Origin of the sequence: Catenulispora sp. GP43, from assembly GCF_041260665.1 — a bacterium.
Classification (GTDB): Bacteria; Actinomycetota; Actinomycetes; order Streptomycetales; family Catenulisporaceae; genus Catenulispora.
Map to the genome: position 1 here is coordinate 108,080 of NZ_JBGCCT010000012.1, position 23,801 is coordinate 131,880.

Consider the following 23,801-nt stretch of genomic DNA (forward strand, 5'->3'; position numbering starts at 1 on the left):
TGCCCTATGCGCCGCGCGCCGGAAACAGGCCCGCCCAAAGGAGTTCCGGCGCCCGTCGCGCGATTCAGTGTCCTGGTGGTGACCCACCGTCATCGCAGGTAGTCAAGCAGCTGATCGGCGTAGGTGTGACCGCGCAGCTTGGCCAGGGTCTTGGCCTCGATCTGCCGGATCCGCTCGCGCGTGACGCCGAAGGTGCGGCCGATCTCCTCCAGGGTGTGCGGCTGGCCGTCGGTGAGCCCGTAGCGCAGCTGCACCACGCGCTTCTCCCGCTCGCCGAGCGTGGACAGCAGCGCGTCCAGGTGCTCGCGCAGCATCACCACGGCGACGGAATCGGCCGGGGAGACCGCGTCGGCGTCCTCGATGAGGTCGCCGAGCGCCACGTCGTCCTCCTCGCCGACCGGCGCGTGCAGCGACACCGGCTCCTGGGCCAGGCGCAGCACCTCCACGACCCGCTCGCAGGCGACGCCCAGGACCTCGGCGATGTCGTCCGGAGAGGGCTCGACGCCGTTCTCCTGCAACAGCCGGCGCTGCAACCGCACCACGCGGTTCATCAGCTCGACCACGTGCACCGGCACCCGGATGGTGCGGGCCTGGTCGGCCAGCGCCCGGCTCATCGCCTGCCGGATCCACCAGGTCGCGTAGGTGGAGAACTTGTAGCCGCGGGTGTAGTCGAACTTCTCCACCGCGCGGATCAGACCGAGGTTGCCCTCCTGGACCAGGTCCAGGATCGACATGCCGCGACCGAGGTAGCGCTTGGCGATCGAGACCACCAGGCGCAGGTTCGCCTCGATCAGCCGGCGCTTGGCGGCCTGGCCCTCCAGGACCAGGATGGCCAGCTCCCGCCGCAGCTGCGGCTTGAGGTGGGTCTCATAGGTGAGCTTCTCCTCGGCGAACAAGCCGGCCTCGACAGCCTGGGCGAGTTCCACCTCCAGCACCGCGTTCAGCAGCGGTACCCGACCGATCTCCCGCAGATACTGCCGGAACAGGTCGCCGGCCGGTCCGGCGGAGTCGGCCCAGGCGTTGACCTTCGAATCCGCCTCGGCTTCCTTCTCCGGCTCGGTGTCGGCCTCCTCCTCCAGAGCCGCTTCGAGCTCTGCGATTTCCGGCGCGGCGGGGCCGGGGATCCGCAAGGGACTGAGCTCCTCCGGATCGCCCAGACCGACAGCGGTCCGGGCCTCGGCCGCGGACGAAGCAGTGGGGTGGGGGGTCGGCGCGGCGTCGAGGAGGGCTACCGGTCCCTGTGCGACAGCACTGTTCACGACAAGCTCCAAGTGGGGGTTCGCGACGTCTTCGCCACACGCTTACCCCGCGCGCCCCTGAGCTATCCCAGATAACGGAAACTCAACCAAGATCGATATCACCTGGCAGTCACGGAACCGTGACCGTTATGAGACTTCCGCCAGGCCACGCTTGTATTGCTCCAGCGCCACGAGTTCACCGAAGAGTTTGTTGTATTCCTCTTGACCTGTAACCGGATTCAGCCGTTGCAGCTTGGATCTCACGTCCTTGATACGCCGGTCGACAGTGTGGATTCGCACCCTTGTCATGATTTCGGCGACGTAACGCTCGTCGGCCGCGCCGCGGGAATGTACGGGTTCCACGGTGAGTTCGGTGACCAGTCCGCGGATGGCGTCGTCAGGGGCCTGATCCTGCACCCGGCCGGTCCAGTTGTTGTCATTGCCGGTCGCACAGCCGCCGGCCCCGCGCACCGCCGCGCACACCGCGGCATAGGCGGGAACGGTGAACTCCTCCGGCGCCAGGCCGTCGAAGGTCGCGCCCGCCAGTTGCGGGAACTGCAGCGCCATCTTCAGCGCCTCACGCTCGGCGCCGGCCACGGGGTCGCGTTGTCCGGGCACGGTCGCGGCCTCGGCGCCGAACAGGCCGTCCGGCTCCGGCGGGCCGTAGCCGCCGCCGCGATTGCCGTCGTAACCGCCGCCGTATCCGCCGCGATCGCGATCGCCGCGGCCGCCGTAGCCGCCGTAGCCGCCCCGATCATCGCGGCCGCCGCTCCGGCCCGGCCCGCGACCGCCTCCGAAACCGCCCTCTCGGCCCCCGTAGCCGCCGCGCCCGCTGTTCGAGCCCTGATTCCCCCGGCGGTCGTTCCGGTCGCCGCCACGGCCGCCTGAGGGCCCCTGGCCGCCGGAGAGCGGGACCTCCGGCCGGACGCCGGCGGCCGCGAGCAGCCGGCGCACCGCCGACTGCACGTCCCGCTCCTCCAGCCCGAGCCAGCCGGCCAGCCGGCGGGTGTAGTCGTTGCGCAGCGCCGAGTCGCGGATCTTCGCCACGATCGGGGCGGTGGCCCGCAAAGCGTGCACCCGGCCCTCGGACTCGTCCAGGTTCTGCTTGGCCAGCTCGGCGCGGATCACGAACTCGAACAGCCGGGTCCGGGTGGCGACCAGCTCGCGCACGGCCGCATCGCCCTTGGCCAGCCGCAGATCACACGGGTCCATCCCGCTGGGCTCGACGGCGACGAAGGTCTGCGTGACGAACTTGTCCTCGTCCAGATAGGCGCGCATGGCCGCCTTCTGCCCGGCCGAGTCGCCGTCGAAGGTGAAGACCACCTCCACACCGAGGAACTGGTTCCGGTCGGCCAGCAGCCGTCGCAGGATCTTGATGTGCTCCTCGCCGAACGCGGTGCCGCAGGTGGCCACCGCGGTCGGCACGCCGGCCAGGTGGCAGGCCATCACGTCGGTGTAGCCCTCGACCACGACCGCGCGCTCCTGCTTGATGATCTCCTTGCGCGCGAGCTCCAGGCCGTAGAGCACCGAGGACTTCTTGTAGATCGGCGTCTCGGGGCTGTTGAGGTACTTCGGGGTGTCCGGGTCGTCGGTGAGCCGCCGGCCGCCGAACCCGATCACGTCGCCGGACAGGTCGGCGATCGGCCACATCAAGCGGTTGCGGAAGCGGTCCATCGCACCGCGCCGGCCCTCGGAGGCCAGACCGCCGGTCAGGATCTCCTTGTCGGTGAATCCGCGTCCGCGCAGGTGCCGGACCAGCGACTCCCAGGACTCCGGCGCGAAGCCGACGCGGAAATGCTCGATCGCGGACGCGTCGAAGCCACGCGCGCTCAGGATCTCCCGGGCCTTGGCGGCGGCCGGCGTGGCCAGCTGGTCGACGAAGTACTCCGCGGCGGCCCGGTGCGCCTCGATCAGGCGGGTGCGCTCGCTGCGCACACCCTGGTTCGTGTAGCCGCCCTCGGTGTAGCGCAGCTCGATGTTGTACTGCCCGGCCAGCCGCTCGACCGCCTCGGGGAACGAGAGGTGGTCGTACTCCATGACGAACTTCAGGACGTCGCCGCCGACCCCGCAGCCGAAGCAGTGGTAGAAGTTCTTCGACGGGCTGACCTGGAAGGACGGCGACTTCTCGTCGTGGAACGGGCACAGGCCCTTCAGGTTCCCCCCGCCGCCGTTGCGCAGTTGGACCACGGCGCCGACGACATCGACGATCGAGGCCGCCTTGCGTACTCGTTCGATGTCGTCGTCTTTGATCTGGCCGGCCACAACCAGAGTTTAGCTGTGCGGTCAGACGGTACCGAGTCGCCTGCTCAGGGCATACGCGGCGTCGTCGGTGAGGGACGCGACCTGGTCCACCACCACCCGCAGCCGGGTGCAGTCGTCGGTGGCGTCGGCGTACCAGGCGCGGAAGGCCGGCTCCAGGTGGTCCGGCAGCGCGGACAGGCCCTCCACCAGGCTCGTCACCAGCTCCCGTTGCAGGCGGCGGCGCTCGCGCGCGTCGTCGCGCTGCATCACGTAGCGCGCGGTGATCGCCTTCAGCAGCGCGCACTCCAGCCGGGTCTCGCGCGGTACGACCAGGTCGGCGGCGTACCGGGTGAGCGGTCCGGTGACCGCGGCTCTGTCGGCGTCGCCGGCGGCGGCCTCGCGGGTGGCGGCGGCCGCGGACTGGCAGAACCGGCCGATCAGGCTGCTGGTGGCGTTCTTCAGCGCGGCCTGCGCGGCGAACGTGCCGTCGTAGTCGCCGGGCCAGTAGTCCAGGTCCATCAGCCGGGACAGGGCCTCGGACAGCTCGGGGGCGTTGGCGCCCGGGGCATAGCGGATCTCGGCGAGCTCGAACAGCTCGGCCTGCTCGCTCAGCGAGAGCAGAGCCTTGGGGACCAGGTAGCCGGCGTGCAGGGCGTCTTCGAGGTCGTGGACGGAGTAGGCCACGTCGTCGGACCAGTCCATCACCTGCGACTCGAAGCAACCCCGGCCGGGCACCGCGCCGGTGCGCATCCAGTCGAAGACCGGCTCGTCGTCGGCGTAGACGCCGAACTTGCCGGTCCCGCGCGCCTGGCCCTCGGCCCGGGTCCACGGGTACTTCGTCGCGGCGTCCAGCGCGGCCCGGGTCAGGTTCAGCCCGCCGGGCTCGCCGTCCGGACCCAGCGCCTTGGCCTCCAGCCGGACCAGGATCCGGAAGGACTGCGCGTTGCCCTCGAAGCCGCCGCACTCGGCCGCGGCCAGGGCCAGCGCCTCCTCGCCGGTGTGGCCGAACGGCGGGTGCCCCAGGTCGTGGGACAGGCAGGCGGTCTCCATCAGATCGGGGTCGGCGCCGAGCTCCTTGCCCAGTTCCCGGCCGATCTGCGCACATTCCAGGCTGTGCGTGAGCCGGGTGCGCGGGCTGTCCAGATAGGCACCGAACGCCGAGTCGCTCGACCCCGGCGCGACCACCTGGGTCTTGGCCGCCAGCCGGCGCAGCGCCGCGCTGTGCAGCACCCGGGCCCGGTCCCGTTCGAACGCGGTACGCCGCACGTTGCTGGGGTGGTCCGGCAGATGACGCTCCCGGTCGGCGTCGCTGTACGCATCGGCGGGCGTCCTCAGATCAGTCACCGCCCCACGGTAACCCGCGCGGGCCAACAGAAACCGAAGACTCGGCGGCGGAGCTTCACATGGCTCGGACGAGCGGCCGCCCCGGGTCGGGCTCCCGGGACGGCCGCCCTGCTCCTTCTTTTACAGCACGAATCTCTACTGCGGCTCCATGATGAATATGTTGTTTCTAGAGCAGTTCCTCGAAGGGGGCGAGGACCATGCTGCGGACCCCGGCGTACTGCGCCAGGATCTCGACGTCGTCGGCGCACGCCTTGCCTTCCGGCGAGTCGATCCCGGCGCGCAGGTCGTCCATCGAGTCCCAGCGCAGCTCGGCGATCCGGAAGTACGGCTCGCCCCGGACCGGGACCGGGTTGTCGCTGATCGCGTAGGAGCGCAGCAGCGGGATCCGCCGGGCCAGCGGGATGTGTACCTCGCGGTAGTGGCGCTCGAAGGCCTCGGGGTCGGTCGGCCGCTCCCAGAAGACGAGGAAGCGGGCGGGGGTGGTGGTCACGGTGGTTTCCTCTCGGTCGGTGTCTCACCGGTACATACCGGCGGCACCGGCCGGACTCATCGCGGCAGGCCGAAGCTGTCGAACAAGGCCGGATCGGCGAACACCACGTTGGCCGTGACCAGGCCGCCGACGACGGTGAAGACCTGGAGCGTGTGCCGGTGGTGGCCGCCGCCGGGGCTCGGGGCGTAGGCGGCCAGCGCGGGCTGGCCGTTGGCCGAGGTCGGGATGGCGCGCCAGCCGGTGCCGTTCAGCCGGAAGACGCGCTCCATGAACAGGCCGTAGTCCTCGCGACCGCGGTACCAGAGCGGGACCGGCGGCATCTCCATGACGACGTCGTCGGCGAGCAGCCGCACCAGCGCCGGCACGTCGGCGGCCTCGAAGGCGTGGATGTAGCGCTCGATGGTCGCGTGCCGGCCGGGATCGGGCGCCTCGCGCACGTCGGCGGCGTCCCCGAGCCCGGCGACGGCCGCGCGGGCCCGCTGCAGGGCGCTGTTCACCGCCGCGACCGTGGTCCCGAGCTGGTCGGCGACCTCGGCGGCGGAGAAGTCGAGCACGTCGCGCAGCACCAGCGCGGCCCGCTGCCGCGCGGGCAGCTCCTGCACCGCCGCAACCCAGGCCAACCGCAGGTCGGCGCGAGCATCGGCGTCGAAGCGGGCATCGGGGAAGGGCTCGAGCCAGGGGATGTCCAGCGCCGGGCGCAGCGGCGCCTCGGTGTCCCGGCTCGGGGCGCCGAGCCCGGAGGGCAGCGGACGGCGCCCGCGCGATTCGAGCGCGGTCAGGCAGACGTTGGTGGCGATGCGGTAGAGCCAGGTGCGCAGCGAGGCCCGGGCCGGATCGTAGCGTTCGCGGGCCTTCCAGGCGCGGAGCAACGTCTCCTGCACCTGGTCCTCGGCGTCCTGGAACGAGCCGAGCATGCGATAGCAGTAGGCCGTCAGCTCGGCGCGGTGCGCTTCGAGGTCCACGCGCTCGTCCACGGCACCAGGCTAGGCGATCCCTCCGACAACACCACCAGCACCACCAGCACCGTCAACACCGCGGACCGCTAGCGTTGCCGCATGAGCGATCAGGGACCGCCGGCCGTCGTCGCCGGAGAGAAGGAAACCCTCCTGGCCTTCATGCGCTACCTGCGCGAGGCGATCATCCGCAAGGTCGAGGGACTGCCCGACGACATCGCCCGCAAGCCCGCCGTCCCCTCGGGCACCAGCCCGCTCGGCATGCTGAAGCACCTGACCGGCGCGGAATTGGTGTGGCTGGAGTGGGCGTTCCTGGGCCGCGACCCATTCCCGGAGCTGGGGATGGACGTGACCGAGACGGACACGGTCGCCGGATGCGTCGCGGCGTACCGCACGACGGCGGCACGGGCCGACGCAATCTGGGCGACGCTCGACGACCTCGACGCGGTGTCAGCGCGCGAGGACCGGACGCTGCGCTGGATCCTGGTCCACACGGTCGAGGAGCTGGCGCGGCACGCCGGGCACCTGGACATCATGCGGGAGCAGATCGACGGGTCGGTGGGGCGGTAGCCGGGGTCGGCGGCGGCAAGATGAACACGGTGCCGACTGCGGACTGCCGGCTGCCCCCGGATGTGCGGGTCCAGGCGTCAGCGATCGATGGGCGCGGGATGTTCGAGGTCAGGCCGGGGGCGGTGGCGACGCCGGGGACGACTGCCGGGTGGCCCGCCGCCAGGGTGCGAACAGGCCGGGCGCCCTATAAGGACACCCGGCCTGTCAGCGCTCACTCACCTCAGCGCGAATCGCTCCCGGCGGACTCGATCGCCGCGCGCGCCGCCTCCAGCCGGGCCACCGGCACCCGGAACGGGGAGCAGGACACGTAGTCCAGCCCCACCTCGTGGAAGAAGTGCACCGAGTCCGGGTCGCCGCCGTGCTCGCCGCAGACCCCGAGCTTCAGCTCCGGCCGGGTCTTGCGCCCCTCCTCGGCCGCGATGCGTACCAGCTTGCCGACGCCCTCGCGGTCCAGCGTCTCGAACGGCGACACGCCGAAGATGCCGCGGTCCAGGTACGCCGAGAAGAACGCGCCCTCGACGTCGTCGCGGGAGAAGCCCCACGTGGTCTGCGTCAGGTCGTTGGTGCCGAAGGAGAAGAACTGCGCGGCCTCGGCGATCTGGCCCGCGGTCAGGGCCGCGCGCGGCAGCTCGATCATGGTGCCGATCAGCGAGCGGACGTCGGCGCCGGTGCGCTCCTTGACCTCGGCCAGGACCTGCTGGGCCTCGTCGCGGATGATCTCCAGCTCCTGGACCGCGCCGACCAGCGGGACCATGATCTCCACCCGGGCCACGCCGCCGGCCTTGGCGACCTGCGCCGCGGCCTCGGCGATGGCGCGCACCTGCATCATGAACAGGCCCGGGATGACCAGGCCCAGGCGCACGCCGCGCAGGCCCAGCATCGGGTTGGCCTCGTGCATCTTGTGCACGGCCTGCAGCAGGCGCAGGTCGTTCTCGTTCTCCTCGCCCTTGGCCTCGGCCACCGCCACCCGCACCGACAGCTCGGTGATGTCCGGCAGGAACTCGTGCAGCGGCGGGTCCAGCAGGCGCACGGTCACCGGCAGGCCGCCCATGGCGGTGAAGATGGCGACGAAGTCGTCGCGCTGCATCGGCAGCAGCTCGGCCAGCGCGGCCTCGCGCTCGTCGTCGTCCTCGGCCAGGATCAGGCGCTCGATCAGCGCGCGCCGCTCGCCCAGGAACATGTGCTCGGTGCGGCACAGGCCGATGCCCTGCGCGCCGAAGCGCCGGGCGCGCGCGGCGTCCTCGGGGGTGTCGGCGTTGGCCCGGACGTACAGCCGGCGGCGCTCGTCGGACCAGGTCATGATCCGGTGCACGGCCTTGACCAGGTCGTCGGCCTTCGGGGAGTCGGCGCCGAGCCGGCCCTCGAAGTACTCCACGACCGGGGAGGCCACGACCGGGACATCGCCGAGGTAGACCCGGCCGGAGGTGCCGTCGACGGAGATGACGTCGCCCTCCTCCACGACCTCGCCGTTCGGCGCGGTCATCCGGCGGCGCTTGGTGTCCACGTCCAGCGACTCCGCGCCGCACACGCAGGTCTTGCCCATGCCGCGGGCGACGACGGCGGCGTGGGAGGTCTTGCCGCCGCGCGAGGTGAGGATGCCCTGCGCGGCGATCATGCCGTTCAGGTCGTCGGGGTTGGTCTCGCGACGGATCAGGATGACCTTCTCCCCCGAGCGCGACCACTTCACGGCGGTGTAGGAGTCGAAGACGGCCTTGCCCACCGCCGCGCCGGGCGAGGCGTTCATGCCCCGGGCGATCTGCTCCGCCTTCACGTTGTCGTCGAAGCGCGGGAACATCAGCTGCGCCAGCTGCGCGCCGGTCACCCGGTCCACGGCCTCGTCGGGCGAGATCCGGCCCTCGTCGACCAGCTGCACGGCGATGCGGAACGCGGCGGCGGCGGTGCGCTTGCCGACGCGGGTCTGGAGCATCCACAGCTTGCCGGACTCGATGGTGAACTCGATGTCGCACAGGTCGCGGTAGTGCTCTTCGAGCGTGGCCATGATCTGGGTGAGCTCGCGGTAGGACTCGGGGTCCAGCGAGCCGAGCTCTTCGAGCTGCATGGTGTTGCGGATGCCGGCGACGACGTCCTCGCCCTGCGCGTTCTGCAGGTAGTCGCCGTAGACGCCGGTCTGGCCGGAGGCCGGGTCGCGGGTGAAGGCGACGCCGGTGCCGGAGTCCATGCCCAGGTTGCCGAAGACCATCGAACAGATGTTCACCGCGGTGCCCAGGTCGTTGGGGATCCGCTCCTGGCGGCGGTAGAGCTTGGCGCGCTCGCCGTTCCAGGACTCGAACACGGCGCGGATCGCCAGGTCCATCTGCTCGCGCGGGTCCTGCGGGAAGGCACGGCCGGCCTCCTTCTCGACGATCGCCTTGAAGGCCTCGACCACGCCGCGCAGGTCGTCGGCGTCCAGGTCCAGGTCGTTCTGGGTGCCCTTGGCGTGCTTGACGGCGTCCAGGGCCTCGTCGAAGTGCTCGCCGTCCACGCCCAGGACGGTCTTGCCGAACATCTGGATCAGCCGGCGGTAGGAGTCCCAGGCGAAGCGCCCGTTGTCGGCCTTGGCGGCCAGGCCGTTGACCGACTCGTCGTTCAATCCGATGTTCAGGACCGTGTCCATCATCCCCGGCATGGAGAACTTGGCGCCGGAGCGGACCGACACCAGCAGCGGGCCGTCGGCCTGCCCCAGCTTCCGGCCCATCCTGGCCTCGAGCGCGTCGAGGTACTCCGACACCTGTTCCCGCAGCTCCGGCGGCTCTTGGCCGTGCTCCAGGTAGACGCGGCAGGCGTCGGTGGTGATGGTGAAGCCGGGAGGGACCGGCAGCCCGAGGTTGGTCATCTCGGCGAGGTTGGCGCCCTTGCCGCCGAGCAGGTCCTTGAGGTCCTTGTTGCCTTCGGTGAAGTCGTACACGAACTTCGGCACGCAGATACTCCCTGACTGATCTGTGTGGCACACACCGCGGCGGCGACGGGACGGACTGAGGGGGTGTCCCGCCGCATTGCCCTGACGCTGCGGAGCGTAGCGCGTCGGCCCGGCGTGTTCGCCAGGGCTATACCCCGATTCAAGCGTTTCGTTCCTGTGAGCCGCCTCACCCAGGGCGTGGGGAGCGTCACCCATGCGGACCTCTCGGGGAACCGCCGGGAATGAATATGCCGCAGGGTGTGCTGTGCGGGACGATAGGTTAGTTGAAGCCTCAACCAAGATCACTCGGCGCGGTCCCGCACCGAGCCCACCAGGAGGAAGCACCAAATGAGCACCGACTACGCGTCCCTGACCGGCGATTACACCTTCGACGTGGCGCACAGCACGGTCGGGTTCATCGCCCGGCACGCCATGGTGACCAAGGTCCGCGGAGGCTTCAACGAGTTCGAGGGCGAGATCCACGTCGACGGCGCGAACCCCGAAAAGAGCAGCGCCACGGCCACCGTGAAGGTCGCCAGCGTCGACACCCGCAACGAGCAGCGCAACGGCCACCTGCTCTCCGGCGACTTCTTCGAGCAGGACAAGTTCCCGGACATGACCTTCAAGTCCACCGGCGTCGTCGCCAAGGGCGAGGACCAGTTCGTCCTGAAGGGCGACCTGACCGTCAAGGACGTCACCAAGCCGGTCGAGTTCGACGTGGAGTTCCTGGGCACCACCGTCGACCCCTACGGCAACACCCGGATCGGGTTCGAGGCCAAGACCAGCGTCAGCCGCAAGGACTTCGGCATGACCTGGAACGCGGCGCTGGAGACCGGCGGCGTGCTGGTCAGCGACAAGATCCAGCTGGAGCTGGAGATCTCGGCGATCAAGAAGAGCTGAGCCGACTGATCTCCGACGGAGCGCCGGGACCGCCTGGAGGGTCCCGGCGCTTCTATGTGCGCCGGGCTCAGCCGCCGGAGTCCTCCATCTCGGCCCCGGCCGGCACCGTGTCGTCGTCCCGGTCGTCGAGCCAGCCGTGCGGCAGCGCGACCTTGCCCGGGGAGTTGGTGCGCCCGCGCGGCTTGCCGAGGGTGTCGGTCGGGAACGGGGTGTCCGGGTCCAGGTGCGCGAAGAAGCCGTCGAGCTCGGCCAGCGACGAGGACATCGCCAGGCCCCGGCGCACGTCGCCGCCGACCGGGAAGCCCTTGAGGTACCAGGCCACGTGCTTGCGGAAGTCCACGACGCCCTCGCGCTCGGTGCCGAGCCAGGAGGCGAGGAGTTCGGCGTGCCGGCGCATGGTGGCCATCACCTCGCCGAGGGCTGGGAGCTTGCGCTCAGTGCGTCCCTCGAACGCGGCGGCCAGGTCGGCGAACAGCCAGGGGCGGCCCAGGCAGCCGCGGCCGACCACCACGCCGTCGGCTCCGGTCTGGCTCATCATGCGCAGCGCGTCGTCGGCCTCCCAGATGTCGCCGTTGCCCAGGACCGGGACGTCCAGCTCGTCCTTCAAGGCCTTGATGGCGGTCCAGTCGGCCTCGCCGCTGTAGCGCTGGGCGGCGGTGCGGCCGTGCAGCGCGACCCAGGCCGCGCCGGCGTCCTGGGCGATGCGGCCGGCCTCCAGGAAGGTGTGGTGCTCGTCGTCGATGCCGATGCGCATCTTGACGGTGACCGGGATGCCGGCCGGGGCGGCGGCCTGGACCGCGGACTCGACGATCTGACCGAACAGCCGGCGCTTGTACGGCAGGGCCGCGCCGCCGCCCTTGCGGGTGACGCGCGGGACCGGACACCCGAAATTCATGTCGACGTGGTCGGCCAGGTCCTCGGCGGCGATCATCTCCACCGCCTTGCGGACTGTGACCGGATCCACTCCGTACAACTGGAGACTGCGCGGCTTCTCGTCGCCGGCGAAGGTCACCATCCGCAGGGTCTTCTCGTTCCGCTCCACCAGGGCGCGGGTCATGACCATCTCGCAGACGTAGATCCCGGCGCCGTGCTCGCGGCACAGCTGGCGGAACGCCACGTTGGTGATGCCGGCCATCGGGGCCAGCACCACGGGCGGCGCAACGGGCAGGGAGCCCAGAGTCAGAGTCTGTTTGTCTGGGGAAGTCACGCTTCCAGGATCCCATAGCGCGGCGGAGCACCCGTTCGGATATTCCAGTCGGCCTTGTGACAACCGGCCCGTTAGTCTGAACGTCATAAGGAAAGAGTTAAGAAACCGGCGGGGGGACACCGCTGGAACAGCAGAACAGCGGGTGGGCGAGAGTGAGTGGAAAAGTGGTGAGAGGGAACCGCACCGGTGGTAGCGGTGCGGACGCGAACGGCCCGCGGGGGCGGGGGCCGGAGCGAGGACGCGACAAACTCGCGCAGGGCATGCTGGCCGGCGCACTGGGGGTCTTCATAGCGGCCGGGATCTCGGCGTGCAACACGAATCCGCACGCCGCGGACGTCCCGCCGCCCTCGACCGTGGAGCAGCAGCCGGCGGCCAACGGGCAGAGCCCGGACACCGAGTCGAGCTCGCACCACAACGCGCCGAAGCCGGGGATAGTGCTGCCGAACACCATCCAGGTGTTCTACGCGACCACCCCGGTCTTCCAGGACCTGACGCACCACATCGTGCTGTGGAACGCGACCCAGGCGTACAAGGCGATGTACGCGGCCGCCTACCAGCCGGCCGAGGCCGGCACGGCGGACCTGAAGCGCTACTGGACCGGCACCGGCTACCAGCAGGCACACGGCTGGGCGCAGGCGTGGATCAGCGCCAAGCAGCAGCCGGTGGGCTTCTCGGTGCTGTCGAACGTGGTGGTGGAGAACCTCACACCGGAGCAGGCGACCGTCGGCTTCTGCGAGGACCTGTCCGGAGTGGTGCGCGGCAACGTCCAGACGCACACCCCGGGCAAAGCGCTCCAGCCGAAGAACTCCCTCGGCGACCGGATCGAGTACAGCATGGTGCCGACCGGGGTGAAGGGGCAGTGGCAGGTCAACGGGGAGTCGATCGCGAAGGCGTCGGCACTGTGCCCGCCGCCTTCGGAGAAGCACCACCACGGGCACTGACGTGACAGCACTGACGTGACTTCCGGGGGTGGGGGTTCGGTTAACCCCACCCCGGAAGACTCGTGCTCGCACGATCGATCGCGCGAGGGCGAAACGCCAGGCTGGAGGCATGACCTCGACGACAGTGAAGTCCAGCCGCCGCACTCCGGGCACTCTGACCGGCCCTGTTCGTGCCCTGCTCGCTCTGCCCGCGTTCACGCTCGCCGGCTACCTCGTCTGGCTCGCCTTCACCAACATCTGCTATCCGCTCCGGCCTGAGCTGGGCCTGCCCGGCTACACCCGCGATTCCTGGGGCGGCCCGACCTACGCCGGAGTCTGGGCGGTGCACGGCGCCGCCGGCGTGGCGATGCTGGTCGTGGCGTTCTTCACCGTACGGCCCGTCGTCCGGCGCCGGTCACCGTAAAGGGTGGGCCGCCGGAATCCTCCGGCGGCCCACCCTTTGTTCAGTACCGGGCCTCAGGCCCCGATCAGCCGGGCGGCGAGGTAGCCCTCGACCTTGTCCAGGGACACCCGCTCCTGCTCCATCGAGTCCCGCTCGCGCACGGTCACGGCCTGGTCGTCGAGGGTGTCGAAGTCGACCGTGATGCAGAACGGGGTGCCGATCTCGTCCTGGCGGCGGTAGCGGCGGCCGATGGCGCCGGCGTCGTCGAACTCGACGTTCCAGTTCTGGCGCAGCAGCTGCGCCAGGTCCCGGGCCTTCGGCGAGAGGTCGGCGTTGCGGGACAGCGGCAGGACCGCGGCCTTCACCGGGGCCAGGCGCTTGTCCAGGCGCAGGACCTTGCGGACCTCCATCTGGCCCTTGGCGTTCGGGGCCTCGTCCTCGGCGTAGGCGTCGAGTAGGAAGGCGAGCATGCCGCGGTTCACACCGGCCGCCGGCTCGACCACGAACGGCGTCCAGCGCTCACCGGTCTCCTGCTCCAGCTGAGTGAAGTCCTCGCCGGAGTGCTTGGCGTGCGTGGACAGGTCGAAGTCGGTGCGGTTCGCGATGCCCTCGAGCTCGGAGAACTCCTGGCCGCCGAAGTTGAAGCGGTACTCGATGTCGACGGTGCGCTTGGAGTAGTGCGACAGCTTCTCCTGCGGGTGCTCGTAGAAGCGCAGGTTCTCAGGCTTCAGACCCAGGTTGGTCCACCAGTTGTAGCGCTCGTTGAGCCAGTACTCGAACCACTGCTCGTCCTCGCCGGGCTTGACGAAGAACTCCATCTCCATCTGCTCGAACTCCCGGGTGCGGAAGATGAAGTTGCCCGGGGTGATCTCGTTGCGGAACGACTTGCCGATCTGGCCGATGCCGAACGGCGGCTTCTTGCGCGAGGCGTCCCGGACCGTCTTGTAGGACACGAAGATGCCCTGCGCGGTCTCCGGGCGCAGGTAGGCCAGGCCCGCGTCGTCCATGGTGACGCCCAGGTGGGTCTGCAGCATCAGGTTGAAGACCTTGGGCTCGGTGAACGTGCCCTTGTTCCCGCAGTTCGGGCAGTTGATGTCGGCCAGGCCGCGCTCGGGCACCCGGTGGTGCTTGGCCTCGTAGGCCTCGATGAGGTGGTCCTCGCGGAAGCGCTTGTGACAGGACTGGCACTCGGTCAGCGGGTCGGTGAACTCCTTGACGTGACCGGAGGCCTCCCACACCTCGCGTGCCAGGATGACCGAGGAGTCCAGGCCGACGACGTCCTCCCGGCCGGTGACCATGGCCTTCCACCACTGGCGCTTGATGTTCTCCTTGAGCTCCACGCCGAGCGGCCCGTAGTCGTAGGCGGCACGTGTACCGCCGTAGATCTCGCTGGAGGGGAACACGAAGCCACGGCTCTTCGCGAGCCGGACGATGGTCTCGATCTTGTCGGCGGCCACAGTCGCTCTCTTTCTTGTTGCCACCGCATCCACGGTGGCGAAGCCCGGCCGGATGCCGGGTTTCGGATGATGGCCCAGCTTAGCGGGTTCACGGCGGGGTTTAGGAACGGTTTCCGGCGCAGGTCGGCGCGGGTCGCGGCGGGCTGGGCCGGGTGGTCGGGCGGTGATCCGCGCCCATCGTGGGCCCACCGTGTGCCCCTGGGGAAAATCATGTGCCCATCGGGAAAATTGACAATCATTTTCATTTCCAGCGACCATGGTCACATGCTTTCCCGCACCACCCGCACCCGCCGTACCGGCCGCCTCCGAGCGGCGGGCGTGGCCGCGGTCCTGGTCGTGGTGCTGGCGCTGAGCGGCTGCCTGAAGCAGTCGGGCAGCCAGGCCGCCGCCGGGCAGCTCGACGTCGTGGCCGGCTTCTATCCCTTCGCCTACCTCGCCGAGCGGATCGGCGGTGAGCACGTCGCCGTGCGCAACCTCACCAGGCCCGGCGCCGAGCCGCACGATCTGGAGCTGACTCCGTCGCAGGTCGGCGCGGTGAGCAAGGCCGATCTGGCCATCTACGAGAAGGGGCTGCAACCGGCCGTGGACGACGCGGTGGCGCAGAACAAGCCCAAGGCCGCCCTGGACACCGCGACCGTGGTGCACCTGGAGGACCACGGCGACCTCGGTGAGGGCGACGCGCACAGCGCCGACCCGCACGTCTGGCTGGATCCTGTCGACTTCGGCAGGATCGCCGACGCGGTGTCGGCCAAGCTGCAGCAGGTCGACCCCGCGCACGCCGCCGACTACCAGGCGAACCAGGCCGCCCTCGACGCCCAGCTGAAGGCCCTGGACGCCGACTACCGCGCCGGGCTCGCGCATTGCCAGCGCAAGGACATCGTGACCAGCCACGCCGCATTCGGCTACCTCGCCGAGCGCTACGGCCTGGTGCAGGTGCCGCTGGCCGGGCTGTCGCCGGACGACGAGCCCAGCGCGGCCCACCTCGCGAAGATCCAGCACCTGATCAAGACTGAGGGCGTGACCACGGTCTTCTTCGAGACCCTGGCCAGCCCCAAGACCGCGCGGACGCTGGCGTCGGACACCGGGACCAAGGCCGAGGTACTCGACCCGATCGAGGGCGTCAAGGATCCCCAGACCCAGGACTACCTCTCGATCATGCGCGACAATCTGGCCGCGCTGCGCCTGGCGCTGGGGTGCTCGTGATGGCCCGGCGGACCCCGGCGGTGGCCGTGAGCGCGCCCGACGAGGCGCCCCCGCCGGTCGTGGCCGCGCACGGCGTGACCGTCTCCCTCGGCGGCCGGCGGATCCTGCACGGCGTGGACCTGCGGGTGCCCGGCGGCCAGACCGTGGCGCTGCTGGGGGCCAACGGCTCCGGCAAGTCCACGCTGGTCAAGACCATCGTCGGGCTCTACCCGGTGGACGGCGGGGGCATCGACCTGTTCGGCACGCCGGTGCCGGCGTTCAAGGCCTGGCAGCGGGTCGGGTACGTGCCGCAGCGCACTACGGCCGCGGCCGGCGTCCCGGCGACGGTCGGCGAGGTCGTGGCCTCCGGCCTGCTCAGCCCGCGCGCCTGGGTGCGGCGCCGCACCCCCGGCGACCGCGGCGCGGTGCGCGAGGCGCTGGCCACCGTGGGCATGCTGGAGCGCTTCGGCGACCCGGTCGCCTCGCTGTCCGGCGGCCAGCAGCAGCGGGTGCTGATCGCCAGGGCCCTGGCCCGGCGCCCCGACCTGCTGATCATGGACGAGCCGATGGCCGGCGTGGACCTGGTGAGCCAGCAGGCCTTCGCCGACACGCTGGCCGACCTGTCCGCGCACGGCACCACCATCCTGCTGGTCCTGCACGAACTGGGACCGCTGGCGCCGCTCATCGACCGCACCGTGGTGCTGCGCGCCGGCGTGGTCCGCTACGACGGCGCCCCGATCGAGCACGGCGAGCCCGACGCCGGCCACGGCCGCGAGGCCCCGGGACACGACCACGTGCACCCGCACGGCGGGCCGTCCGACGCGCCGGGGACGCCGGAGTGCCCGCCGGGGCACGCCCCGGTGGAGGCGCTGACCGGCAAGGACGGGCTGGGATGAGGCCCGCGGGATCGGCGGGCGGGCGGCGAGCAGGCCGCGGGTCCGCGCCGGTCCGGTGCGCACGTTCGGCTTCGGCGGGCGCGCGCTCCGGACCGCACCCGGTTTCGGCCCCGGCTCTGGCTTCGGCCGCGCCCCTCGCTCCGGCTTCGACTCCGGCTTCGGCTCGGGCCCCGGCCGCTCCCTCCCCCACCCCGAAAGCAGGCCCCGCATGCTGAACGACACCATCTTCAGCCTGCCGTTCATGCAGCGCGCCTTCCTCGCGGCCCTGGCCATCGGCCTGGCCGCGCCGGCCATCGGCACCTACCTGGTGCAGCGCCGCCTGGCGCTCATGGGCGACGGGCTCGGGCACGTCGCGCTGACCGGCGTCGGGCTGGGTCTGCTGACCAAGACCTCGCCGGTGTGGGGCGCGGTGCTGGTGGCGGTGGCCGGGGCGGCGGCGGTGGAGCTGATCCGGGAGCGGGCCAAGGCCAGCGGGGACGTGGCGCTGGCCATGCTCTTCTACGGCGGGCTGGCCGGCGGGTCGATGCTGATCTCGCTGTCGGGCGGCAACGCGAATCTGAACTCGTACCTGTTCGGCTCGATCCTGTCCACCTCGGACGGGGACCTGTGGGCGATCGCGGCGCTGGCCGTCGGGGTGCTGCTGGTCACGCTGGGGCTGCGGCGGGCGCTGTTCGCGGTGTGCCAGGACGAGGAGTTCGCGCGAGTCGCCGGGCTGCCGGTGCGGGCGCTGAACCTGCTGATGGCGGTGACCACCGCGGTGACGGTGACCGTCGGCATGCGCGTGGTCGGGGTGCTCATGGTCAGCGCCCTGATGGTGGTGCCGGTGGCCGCCGCGCAGCAGCTGACCCGGGCCTTCGCCGCGACGATGGGGGCGGCCATGGCGGTCGGGGTCGGGGCCGCGTTCTCCGGCGTCACCATGTCGTACTACGCGGACACCCCGCCCGGCGCGTCGATCGTGCTCATCGCGATCGCGGTGTTCATGGTCGCCAGCATCTGCGCCGGCCTGGTCCGCCGCGGGCGGGGCCGGTCCGGGTCCCGGGTCCGGCCGCCGGTGACCGAACCGGATCCCGCGACCGAACAAGCCGCTCGCAACCACCCAGAGCCTGCCACAATGACATCGGGCCGCCCCCCGGCCGGCCGACCGCCCGGCACCGCGCACCGATCCGCACGCCAACCGCTAGGAGAAGGACAGTGAGTACCGCAGACACCTCCGGCGACCACCACGGCGACAGCGGACGGGGCCTGCCGGCCCAGGGCCGCTCCACCCGCCAGCGGTCGGCGGTCGCGGCGCTGCTGGACGAGGTCGACGACTTCCGCAGCGCCCAGGACCTGCACGACCTGCTCAAGCAGCGCGGTGAGTCGGTCGGCCTGACCACGGTCTACCGCGCCCTGCAGTCCCTGGCCGACGCCGGCGAGGTGGACGTGCTGCGCACCGGCGACCGCGAGGTGATCTACCGCCGCTGCTCCACCCCGCGGCACCACCACCACCTGGTCTGCCGGGAGTGCGGCAAGACCGTCGAGGTCGAGGGCCCGGCGGTGGTGGAGAGCTGGGCGGCCCGGGTCGCCGCCGAGAACGGGTACACGGACGTGTCGCACACGCTGGAGATCTTCGGCACCTGCGGCGACCACTGAGATACGCCAGAGCGCCAGACACACCAGGCACGCCGGTCCCGCCACCGGCTCGGGGCGCGGCCCCGGCACGGCACGATAAATTTGAACGGTCCGAGGGCGTCCCGCGGTCGTCGCATGACCGCGGAGCGCCCTTGGACGCTGTCACCCGCGGTGGCCAGGCGGCCCGATGACGGTGCCCCAGTACTGATAGACCATGGTGCCGGCCCGGTCGAAGCCGGCGAGATCGTCGGTGGGCCGCAACGGAAGGCGATCCGGGAAGACGGCCAGCTTCACCCCGGGCCACGGCGTCGGCAACGGCACCACCACCTGCCGGAACCCGTCGAGCCCGTGCCACACCGCCTGCGTCACGTTCTCCGTGACCATGGCGAGGTACGTCGCGTCCTCAGCCGTGCCGGCCACCGCGACCCCGGAACTCGGCCTCGTCGGTGGCTCTCACTGATACGACCCCCTCTCACTCAGGAAGGAGTGCAAGGGGGCCGTATTGCTATGCCCGACGTCGGCTACGTCTTACGCCGCCGCGTCCGGGTCGCCGTACTCGCTCTCGTTGTACTCGTACTCCGGCTCCGTCTCCGCCGCGAACTGCTCCTCGTTCGTGATCGCACCGCCGTAGCGGCGGTCGCGCCCGGCGAAGGACTCGCAGGCACGCCACAGGTTGGTGCGGTCGAAGTCCGGCCAGAGGGTGTCGTCGAACACGAACTCCGCGTAGGCCGATTCCCACATCAGGAAGTTCGAGGTGCGGTGTTCGCCGGAGGAGCGGATGAACAAGTCCACGTCCGGCATGTCCGGCTCGTAGAGGTAGCGGGTGACCGTCTTCTCGTTGATCTTCGCCGGGTCCAGGCGGCCGGCCTTGATGTCGCGGCCCATGGCGGCCATGGCGTCGGCGATCTCCCAGCGGCCGCCGTAGTTGACGCACATGGTGAGGGTCAGGAGCTTGTTGTCCTTGGTGCGCTCCTCGGCCCACTCCAGCTCGTCGATCACCGACTTCCACAGGCGCGGGCGGCGGCCGGCCCAGCGGATGCGGACGCCGAGCTCGTCCATCTCGCCGATGCGGCGGCGGATGGTGTCGCGGTTGAAGCCCATGAGGAAGCGGACCTCCTCCGGGGAGCGCTTCCAGTTCTCGGTGGAGAAGGCGTAGGCGGAGATGTGCGTGATGCCGCCGAGCTGCACCGCGCCCTCGACCACGTCGAACAGCGAAGCCTCGCCGACCTTGTGGCCCTCTATGCGCGACAGGCCGCGCTCCTTGGCCCAGCGGCCGTTGCCGTCCATCACCAGGGCCACGTGCCGGGGCACCAGGTCCAGCGGGATGTCCGGCGGCAGGGCGCCGCGCTTGTGCGGGAAGGGGTCCCGGTTGACGCCCGGCTGCCGCTTGGCGAGGCGCTCTTCCAGGATCCGTCGGGTCAGTCTCACCGCTCCACCTATCTCGTACTACGTCCTACGTCGTGCTCTCCGGCCGCCGCCTCAGCGCTCGACCAGGCGCAGGGAACGCAGGCCGCGTTCCAGATGCCACTGCAGGTAGGCGGCGACCAGGCCGCTGCCCTCCCGCCGGTGCTTGTCGGCACTGGCGTCGGCGGTCCCCCAGTCTCCCGCGAGCAGCGCGCCCAACAGGGCGAGTGTCTCACGGGCCGGGGCCACCGACCCCGCCGGTTTGCAGTCCGAGCACACCGCCCCGCCGGCCGGAAGGTTGAAGAACCGGTGCACTCCCGGGTCCCCGCAGCGCGCGCAGTCCTCGAAGGACGGCGCGTAGCCCGCGATGGCCAGGGAGCGCAGCAGGAACGCGTCCAGGACCAGTCCGGCGGCGTGCTCACCTGATGCCAGCGTACGCAACCCGCCGACCAGCAGGAGGTACTGCTGCACGGCGGGCACATCATCTTCACTCAACCGCTCCGCGGTCTCCAGCATGGCCTGCCCGGCCGTGTAGGCCGGGTAGTCGGCGACCAGCGTGCCGCCGTACGCCGCCAGCGTCTCGGCCTGGGTGACCAGGTGCAGGTCGCGGCCGTGCTTCTCGAAGATCTGGACGTCGACGAACGTGAAGGGCTCCAGCCGCGACCCGAACTTCGACGACGTGCGGCGCACCCCCTTGGCCACGGCCCGCACCCGGCCGCGGTCCCGGGTGAGGAAGGTGATGATCCGGTCGGCCTCCCCGAGGTTGCGGGTGCGCAGGACGACGCCTTCATCACGGTGCAGGGGCATTGACCCAGTGTAGGCGGCGGCCGGGGACGGCGGAGGGCCCGTGTGGGGACGGAAGTCCACCCCCGCACGGGCCCTCGGACGCTGTCAGCCCGCCGTCAGTCCGCCGTCGTCCGCCGCAGCCGCCGACGTGGCCGAAATCACTGCCCCTGGTGCGGCGGCGGCCACCCGCCGGCCGGCCCCGGCTCGTCGGCGCGGGTGACGTGCGTCGGCTCGTCGGCGGGATCGACCGGCCGCGGCAGCGGGACCACCATGGTCTCCATGGACGCCGAGTTGTCGACCATGGTCGGCGGCGGCGCGGGCACGGTCGGCTGCTGCGGCGGGACCGGGATGAGCATGGTCTCCATCGCGTTCGCCGGCTGCTCGAGCCGCGTGGGCGGCGGCTCGGGGACGGTGTTCTGCTGCGGCGGGACCGCGTCGTGGGCGCCGGTCGCCGGAGCGGGCTGGGGCGCCGGGATCAGCATGGTCTCCATGCCGGAGCCGCCGGCCGGGGGCGGAGTCTGCGGCGGGACGGCGCCATGGCTGCCGGTCGCCGGAGCGGGCTGCGGGGCCTGGATCAGCATGGTCTCCATGCCGGAACCACCGGCCGGCGGAGCCTGCGGCGGCACCGCGTCCTGAGCACCCGTCGCCGGAGCCGGCTGCGGAGCCTGGATCATCATGGTCTCCATGCCCGAGCCGGCCGGAGCAGGAGCCGGAGCCTGCGCGCCGCTGCCCCAAGCCGGCGCCTGCGGCGGCACCGCACCCTGGTGGGCACCGGTCGCCGGAGCCTGAGCCTGCGCCGCGCTGCCCCAAGCCTGGGCCGGGGCCTGCGCGAGAGCCGACGGCACCGCCGCCACGATCCCGGCCACATAAGCCTGGCTCATCCCCAGCGCCGCGCCGACCGAGTCGATCACCGCGCGCTCGGCCGGCTGCACCGGGCCGTCGGCGGCGGCGACCCGGGTCGCGCCGGCCACCAGCGCCTCGCGGCCGGCGTCGGGCAGCTGCCCGGCCAGGCTCGTCAGCATCTGCGTCAGGTCCGCCGGGACCACCTGCATGTCCTGCGCCAGGTTCGGCTCGCCGTAGCCGACCGCGCCGGCCGTCACGATCTCCTGGACCGCGATCGCCCGCGCGCCGGGGTGCTCCCAGCCGCCGCGTCGCAGGACGTTGACCATCACCCCGCGCACCGTGTTCTGCAGCAGGTCGGTGAACTGCGACGCGGTCGGCCGGCCGAGCACCGAGTCGCGGAAGTCGTTCTTGCAGTACGTGCAGCGGACGAACTCGCCGACCGTCTTCAGCGGGATCAGGGGGATGAAGAACAGCGTGAAGAACCGCTGCGCCTTGCGCCGCTCGTAGTTCCGGTCCGCACCGCAGGTCGGGCAGGAGAACACCCCGCTGCCGATGACCCGGAAGACGGTTTTCCAGCCCCAGATGATCATTGGTACTCGTCCCCTCCGTCCCGCTCCTTACGGAACGGAGGGAATCCTTTCACAGACGGTGCGGTCAGCGGTAAGCCCGGTTCACCGCCGAGATGATGGCCTTCAGCGATGCCGTCACGATGTTGGCATCGATGCCGACGCCCCACAGCACCCGGCTGCCGATCGCACACTCCACGTATGACGCCGCCTTGGCATCCTCGCCGGAGGTCAGCGCGTGCTCGACGTAGTCCAGCACCCGCACGTCGATGCCGACCCCGGCCAGCAGGTTGGTGAACGCGTCGATCGGGCCGTTGCCCGCGCCCTCCAGCTGGGTGGCGGCGCCGTCCACCGTCAGGTCGACGGTCAGCCGGTCCTTGCCCTCGTTCGCCGAGGAGGCGTGGTGGCCCTCCAGGCGGATCCGGCCCCAAGGAGCGGAGGGGTTCGGCAGGTACTCGTCGACGAAGGCGTTCCAGATCTCCTCCGGCGTGACCTCGCCGCCCTCGGCGTCGGTCTTGGCCTGGATGACCTGCGAGAACTCGATCTGCGCGCGCCGCGGCAGGTCCAGCTGGTGCTCGGTCTTCAGGATGTAGGCCACGCCGCCCTTGCCGGACTGGGAGTTGACCCGGATCACGGCCTCGTACGTGCGGCCCACGTCCTTGGGGTCGATCGGCAGGTACGGCACGGCCCAGACGATCTCGTCCACGGTCTTGCCGGCCGCCGCGGCGTCCCGCTCCAGGTGCTCGAAGCCCTTCTTGATGGCGTCCTGGTGGGAGCCGGAGAAGGCGGTGTAGACCAGGTCGCCGCCGTAGGGGTGGCGCGGGTGCACCGGCAGCTGGTTGCAGTACTCGACGGTGCGCCGCACCTCGTCGATGTCGGAGAAGTCGATCTGCGGGTCCACGCCCTGGGAGAACAGGTTCAGGCCCAGCGTCACCAGGCACACGTTGCCGGTGCGCTCGCCGTTGCCGAACAGGCAGCCCTCGATGCGGTCGGCGCCGGCCTGGTAGCCCAGCTCGGCGGCGGCCACCGCGGTGCCGCGGTCGTTGTGCGGGTGCAGCGACAGCACGATGGAGTCGCGCCGCTCCAGGTTGCGGTGCATCCACTCGATGGAGTCGGCGTAGACGTTGGGCGTGGCCATCTCCACGGTGGCCGGCAGGTTGATGATCACCTTGCGGTCCGGGGTGGGCTGCCAGACCTCGGTGACCGCGTTGCAGACCTCGACGGCGTACTCCAGCTCGGTGCCGGTGTAGGACTCCGGCGAGTACTCGAAGTAGATCTCGGTGCGGGTGCCGTCGGGGCGCGCGGGCATCGCGTCGTGGAACTTCTGGCACAGCTTGGCGCCGTTCACCGCGATCTGCGTGATGCCGGCGGTGTCCTGGCCGAAGACCACCCGGCGCTGGAGCGTGGAGGTGGAGTTGTACAGGTGCACGATGGCCTGCTTGGCGCCGCGCACGGACTCGAAGGTCCGCTCGATCAGCTCCTCGCGGGCCTGGGTCAGGACCTGGATCACCACGTCGCCGGGGATCCGGTCCTCCTCGATGATCTGCCGCACGAAGTCGAAGTCGGTCTGCGAGGCGGCCGGGAAGCCGACCTCGATCTCCTTGTAGCCCATGGCCACCAGCAGCTCGAACATCTTCAGCTTGCGGGCCGGGGACATCGGGTCGATCAGCGCCTGGTTGCCGTCGCGCAGGTCCACGGCACACCAGCGCGGGGCCTGGTCGATCACCTTCGTGGGCCAGCTACGGTCAGGCAGCTCGACGGGAGCGCTGTTCCCGATATTCGCAAAGCGAAAAGGAACGTACTTGTGGATCGGCATTCCGGAGGGCTGCTGCGGCTGTACTCGCATCGTGCTCAAGACTCCCTGGTGGTCTCCAACGGATGGGGACGGCCGACG

The 23,801-nt window shown here is 70.8% G+C and carries 21 protein-coding genes; 8 read left to right on the forward strand and 13 right to left on the reverse strand.

Annotation, left to right across the window (positions count from 1 at the left end; all coding sequences use genetic code 11):
* Window positions 1-89 precede the first annotated feature (89 nt).
* The 5 genes from ABH926_RS24535 to ABH926_RS24555 all read right to left on the reverse strand — a co-directional run bounded on the left by ABH926_RS24535 (window position 90) and on the right by ABH926_RS24555 (window position 6,275).
* Window positions 90-1,259 (reverse strand): RNA polymerase sigma factor, encoded by a 1,170-nt coding sequence (locus ABH926_RS24535; protein WP_370368085.1) that lies wholly within the window; start codon window positions 1,257-1,259, stop codon window positions 90-92.
* A gap of 126 nt (window positions 1,260-1,385) precedes the next feature.
* A complete protein-coding gene (dnaG, locus tag ABH926_RS24540; protein ID WP_370368086.1) occupies window positions 1,386-3,500 on the reverse strand; it encodes a DNA primase in 2,115 nt (704 codons plus the stop codon).
* 21 nt (window positions 3,501-3,521) lie between these two features.
* Complete coding sequence (locus ABH926_RS24545; protein WP_370368087.1) at window positions 3,522-4,823, reverse strand: deoxyguanosinetriphosphate triphosphohydrolase; 1,302 nt, start codon at window positions 4,821-4,823, stop codon at window positions 3,522-3,524.
* Window positions 4,824-4,989: 166 nt separating this feature from the next.
* Window positions 4,990-5,313, reverse strand: coding sequence for an EthD family reductase (locus ABH926_RS24550; protein ID WP_370368088.1), 324 nt, complete (start codon window positions 5,311-5,313; stop codon window positions 4,990-4,992).
* Between the two features lie 56 nt (window positions 5,314-5,369).
* Window positions 5,370-6,275, reverse strand: coding sequence for a sigma-70 family RNA polymerase sigma factor (locus ABH926_RS24555; RefSeq protein ID WP_370368235.1), 906 nt, complete (start codon window positions 6,273-6,275; stop codon window positions 5,370-5,372).
* Window positions 6,276-6,368: 93 nt separating this feature from the next.
* On the opposite strand from ABH926_RS24555, the gene ABH926_RS24560 reads away from it, so the two are divergent.
* Window positions 6,369-6,836 (forward strand): DinB family protein, encoded by a 468-nt coding sequence (locus tag ABH926_RS24560; RefSeq protein ID WP_370368089.1) that lies wholly within the window; start codon window positions 6,369-6,371, stop codon window positions 6,834-6,836.
* Between the two features lie 220 nt (window positions 6,837-7,056).
* Here the strand turns inward: ABH926_RS24560 and ppdK are convergent, their stop codons facing one another.
* Entirely contained in the window at window positions 7,057-9,753 is a 2,697-nt protein-coding gene (ppdK, locus tag ABH926_RS24565) for a pyruvate, phosphate dikinase (protein ID WP_370368090.1), read from the reverse strand.
* Window positions 9,754-10,080: 327 nt separating this feature from the next.
* On the opposite strand from ppdK, the gene ABH926_RS24570 reads away from it, so the two are divergent.
* Complete coding sequence (locus tag ABH926_RS24570) at window positions 10,081-10,632, forward strand: YceI family protein (protein ID WP_370368091.1); 552 nt, start codon at window positions 10,081-10,083, stop codon at window positions 10,630-10,632.
* A gap of 67 nt (window positions 10,633-10,699) precedes the next feature.
* Here the strand turns inward: ABH926_RS24570 and dusB are convergent, their stop codons facing one another.
* A complete protein-coding gene (gene dusB, locus ABH926_RS24575; RefSeq protein WP_370368236.1) occupies window positions 10,700-11,767 on the reverse strand; it encodes a tRNA dihydrouridine synthase DusB in 1,068 nt (355 codons plus the stop codon).
* A 239-nt stretch (window positions 11,768-12,006) separates the two neighbouring features.
* Between dusB and ABH926_RS24580 the strand changes: the two genes are divergently transcribed.
* A complete protein-coding gene (locus ABH926_RS24580) occupies window positions 12,007-12,780 on the forward strand; it encodes a hypothetical protein (RefSeq protein WP_370368092.1) in 774 nt (257 codons plus the stop codon).
* A 109-nt stretch (window positions 12,781-12,889) separates the two neighbouring features.
* Complete coding sequence (locus ABH926_RS24585) at window positions 12,890-13,183, forward strand: hypothetical protein (protein WP_370368093.1); 294 nt, start codon at window positions 12,890-12,892, stop codon at window positions 13,181-13,183.
* Between the two features lie 53 nt (window positions 13,184-13,236).
* Here ABH926_RS24585 and ABH926_RS24590 read toward each other — a convergent pair whose 3' ends face one another.
* The gene (locus ABH926_RS24590; RefSeq protein ID WP_370368094.1) at window positions 13,237-14,619 is read right to left on the reverse strand and encodes a glycine--tRNA ligase; all 1,383 of its coding nucleotides are present in this window, start codon (window positions 14,617-14,619) and stop codon (window positions 13,237-13,239) included.
* 264 nt (window positions 14,620-14,883) lie between these two features.
* Between ABH926_RS24590 and ABH926_RS24595 the strand changes: the two genes are divergently transcribed.
* The 4 genes from ABH926_RS24595 to ABH926_RS24610 all read left to right on the forward strand — a co-directional run bounded on the left by ABH926_RS24595 (window position 14,884) and on the right by ABH926_RS24610 (window position 18,329).
* Entirely contained in the window at window positions 14,884-15,822 is a 939-nt protein-coding gene (locus tag ABH926_RS24595) for a metal ABC transporter substrate-binding protein (protein ID WP_370368095.1), read from the forward strand.
* The gene (locus ABH926_RS24600; RefSeq protein WP_370368096.1) at window positions 15,822-16,697 is read left to right on the forward strand and encodes a metal ABC transporter ATP-binding protein; all 876 of its coding nucleotides are present in this window, start codon (window positions 15,822-15,824) and stop codon (window positions 16,695-16,697) included. Before ABH926_RS24595 ends, ABH926_RS24600 begins: the two co-directional genes overlap by 1 nt.
* Before the next feature lie 208 nt (window positions 16,698-16,905).
* Entirely contained in the window at window positions 16,906-17,892 is a 987-nt protein-coding gene (locus ABH926_RS24605; RefSeq protein ID WP_370368097.1) for a metal ABC transporter permease, read from the forward strand.
* Window positions 17,889-18,329, forward strand: a complete 441-nt coding sequence (locus tag ABH926_RS24610) for a Fur family transcriptional regulator (protein ID WP_370368098.1) — start codon at window positions 17,889-17,891, stop codon at window positions 18,327-18,329. Before ABH926_RS24605 ends, ABH926_RS24610 begins: the two co-directional genes overlap by 4 nt.
* 141 nt (window positions 18,330-18,470) lie before the next feature.
* Here the strand turns inward: ABH926_RS24610 and ABH926_RS24615 are convergent, their stop codons facing one another.
* From ABH926_RS24615 to leuA, 5 genes are all read right to left on the reverse strand, one after another.
* On the reverse strand, window positions 18,471-18,728 hold the full coding sequence (locus ABH926_RS24615) for a hypothetical protein (RefSeq protein WP_370368099.1): 258 nt from the start codon (window positions 18,726-18,728) through the stop codon (window positions 18,471-18,473).
* 108 nt (window positions 18,729-18,836) lie between these two features.
* Window positions 18,837-19,730 carry an isoprenyl transferase gene (locus tag ABH926_RS24620; protein ID WP_370368237.1) on the reverse strand — a complete coding sequence of 298 codons (894 nt, stop codon included), beginning with the start codon at window positions 19,728-19,730 and terminating at the stop codon, window positions 18,837-18,839.
* Window positions 19,731-19,787: 57 nt separating this feature from the next.
* Window positions 19,788-20,519 (reverse strand): DNA repair protein RecO, encoded by a 732-nt coding sequence (recO, locus tag ABH926_RS24625; protein WP_370368100.1) that lies wholly within the window; start codon window positions 20,517-20,519, stop codon window positions 19,788-19,790.
* 137 nt (window positions 20,520-20,656) lie between these two features.
* Window positions 20,657-21,931: a zinc-ribbon domain-containing protein gene (locus ABH926_RS24630; RefSeq protein WP_370368101.1), complete on the reverse strand. Its 1,275-nt coding sequence runs from the start codon at window positions 21,929-21,931 to the stop codon at window positions 20,657-20,659.
* Window positions 21,932-21,995: 64 nt separating this feature from the next.
* Window positions 21,996-23,753, reverse strand: coding sequence for a 2-isopropylmalate synthase (gene leuA / locus ABH926_RS24635; protein WP_370368102.1), 1,758 nt, complete (start codon window positions 23,751-23,753; stop codon window positions 21,996-21,998).
* Between the last annotated feature and the right edge of the window lie 48 nt (window positions 23,754-23,801).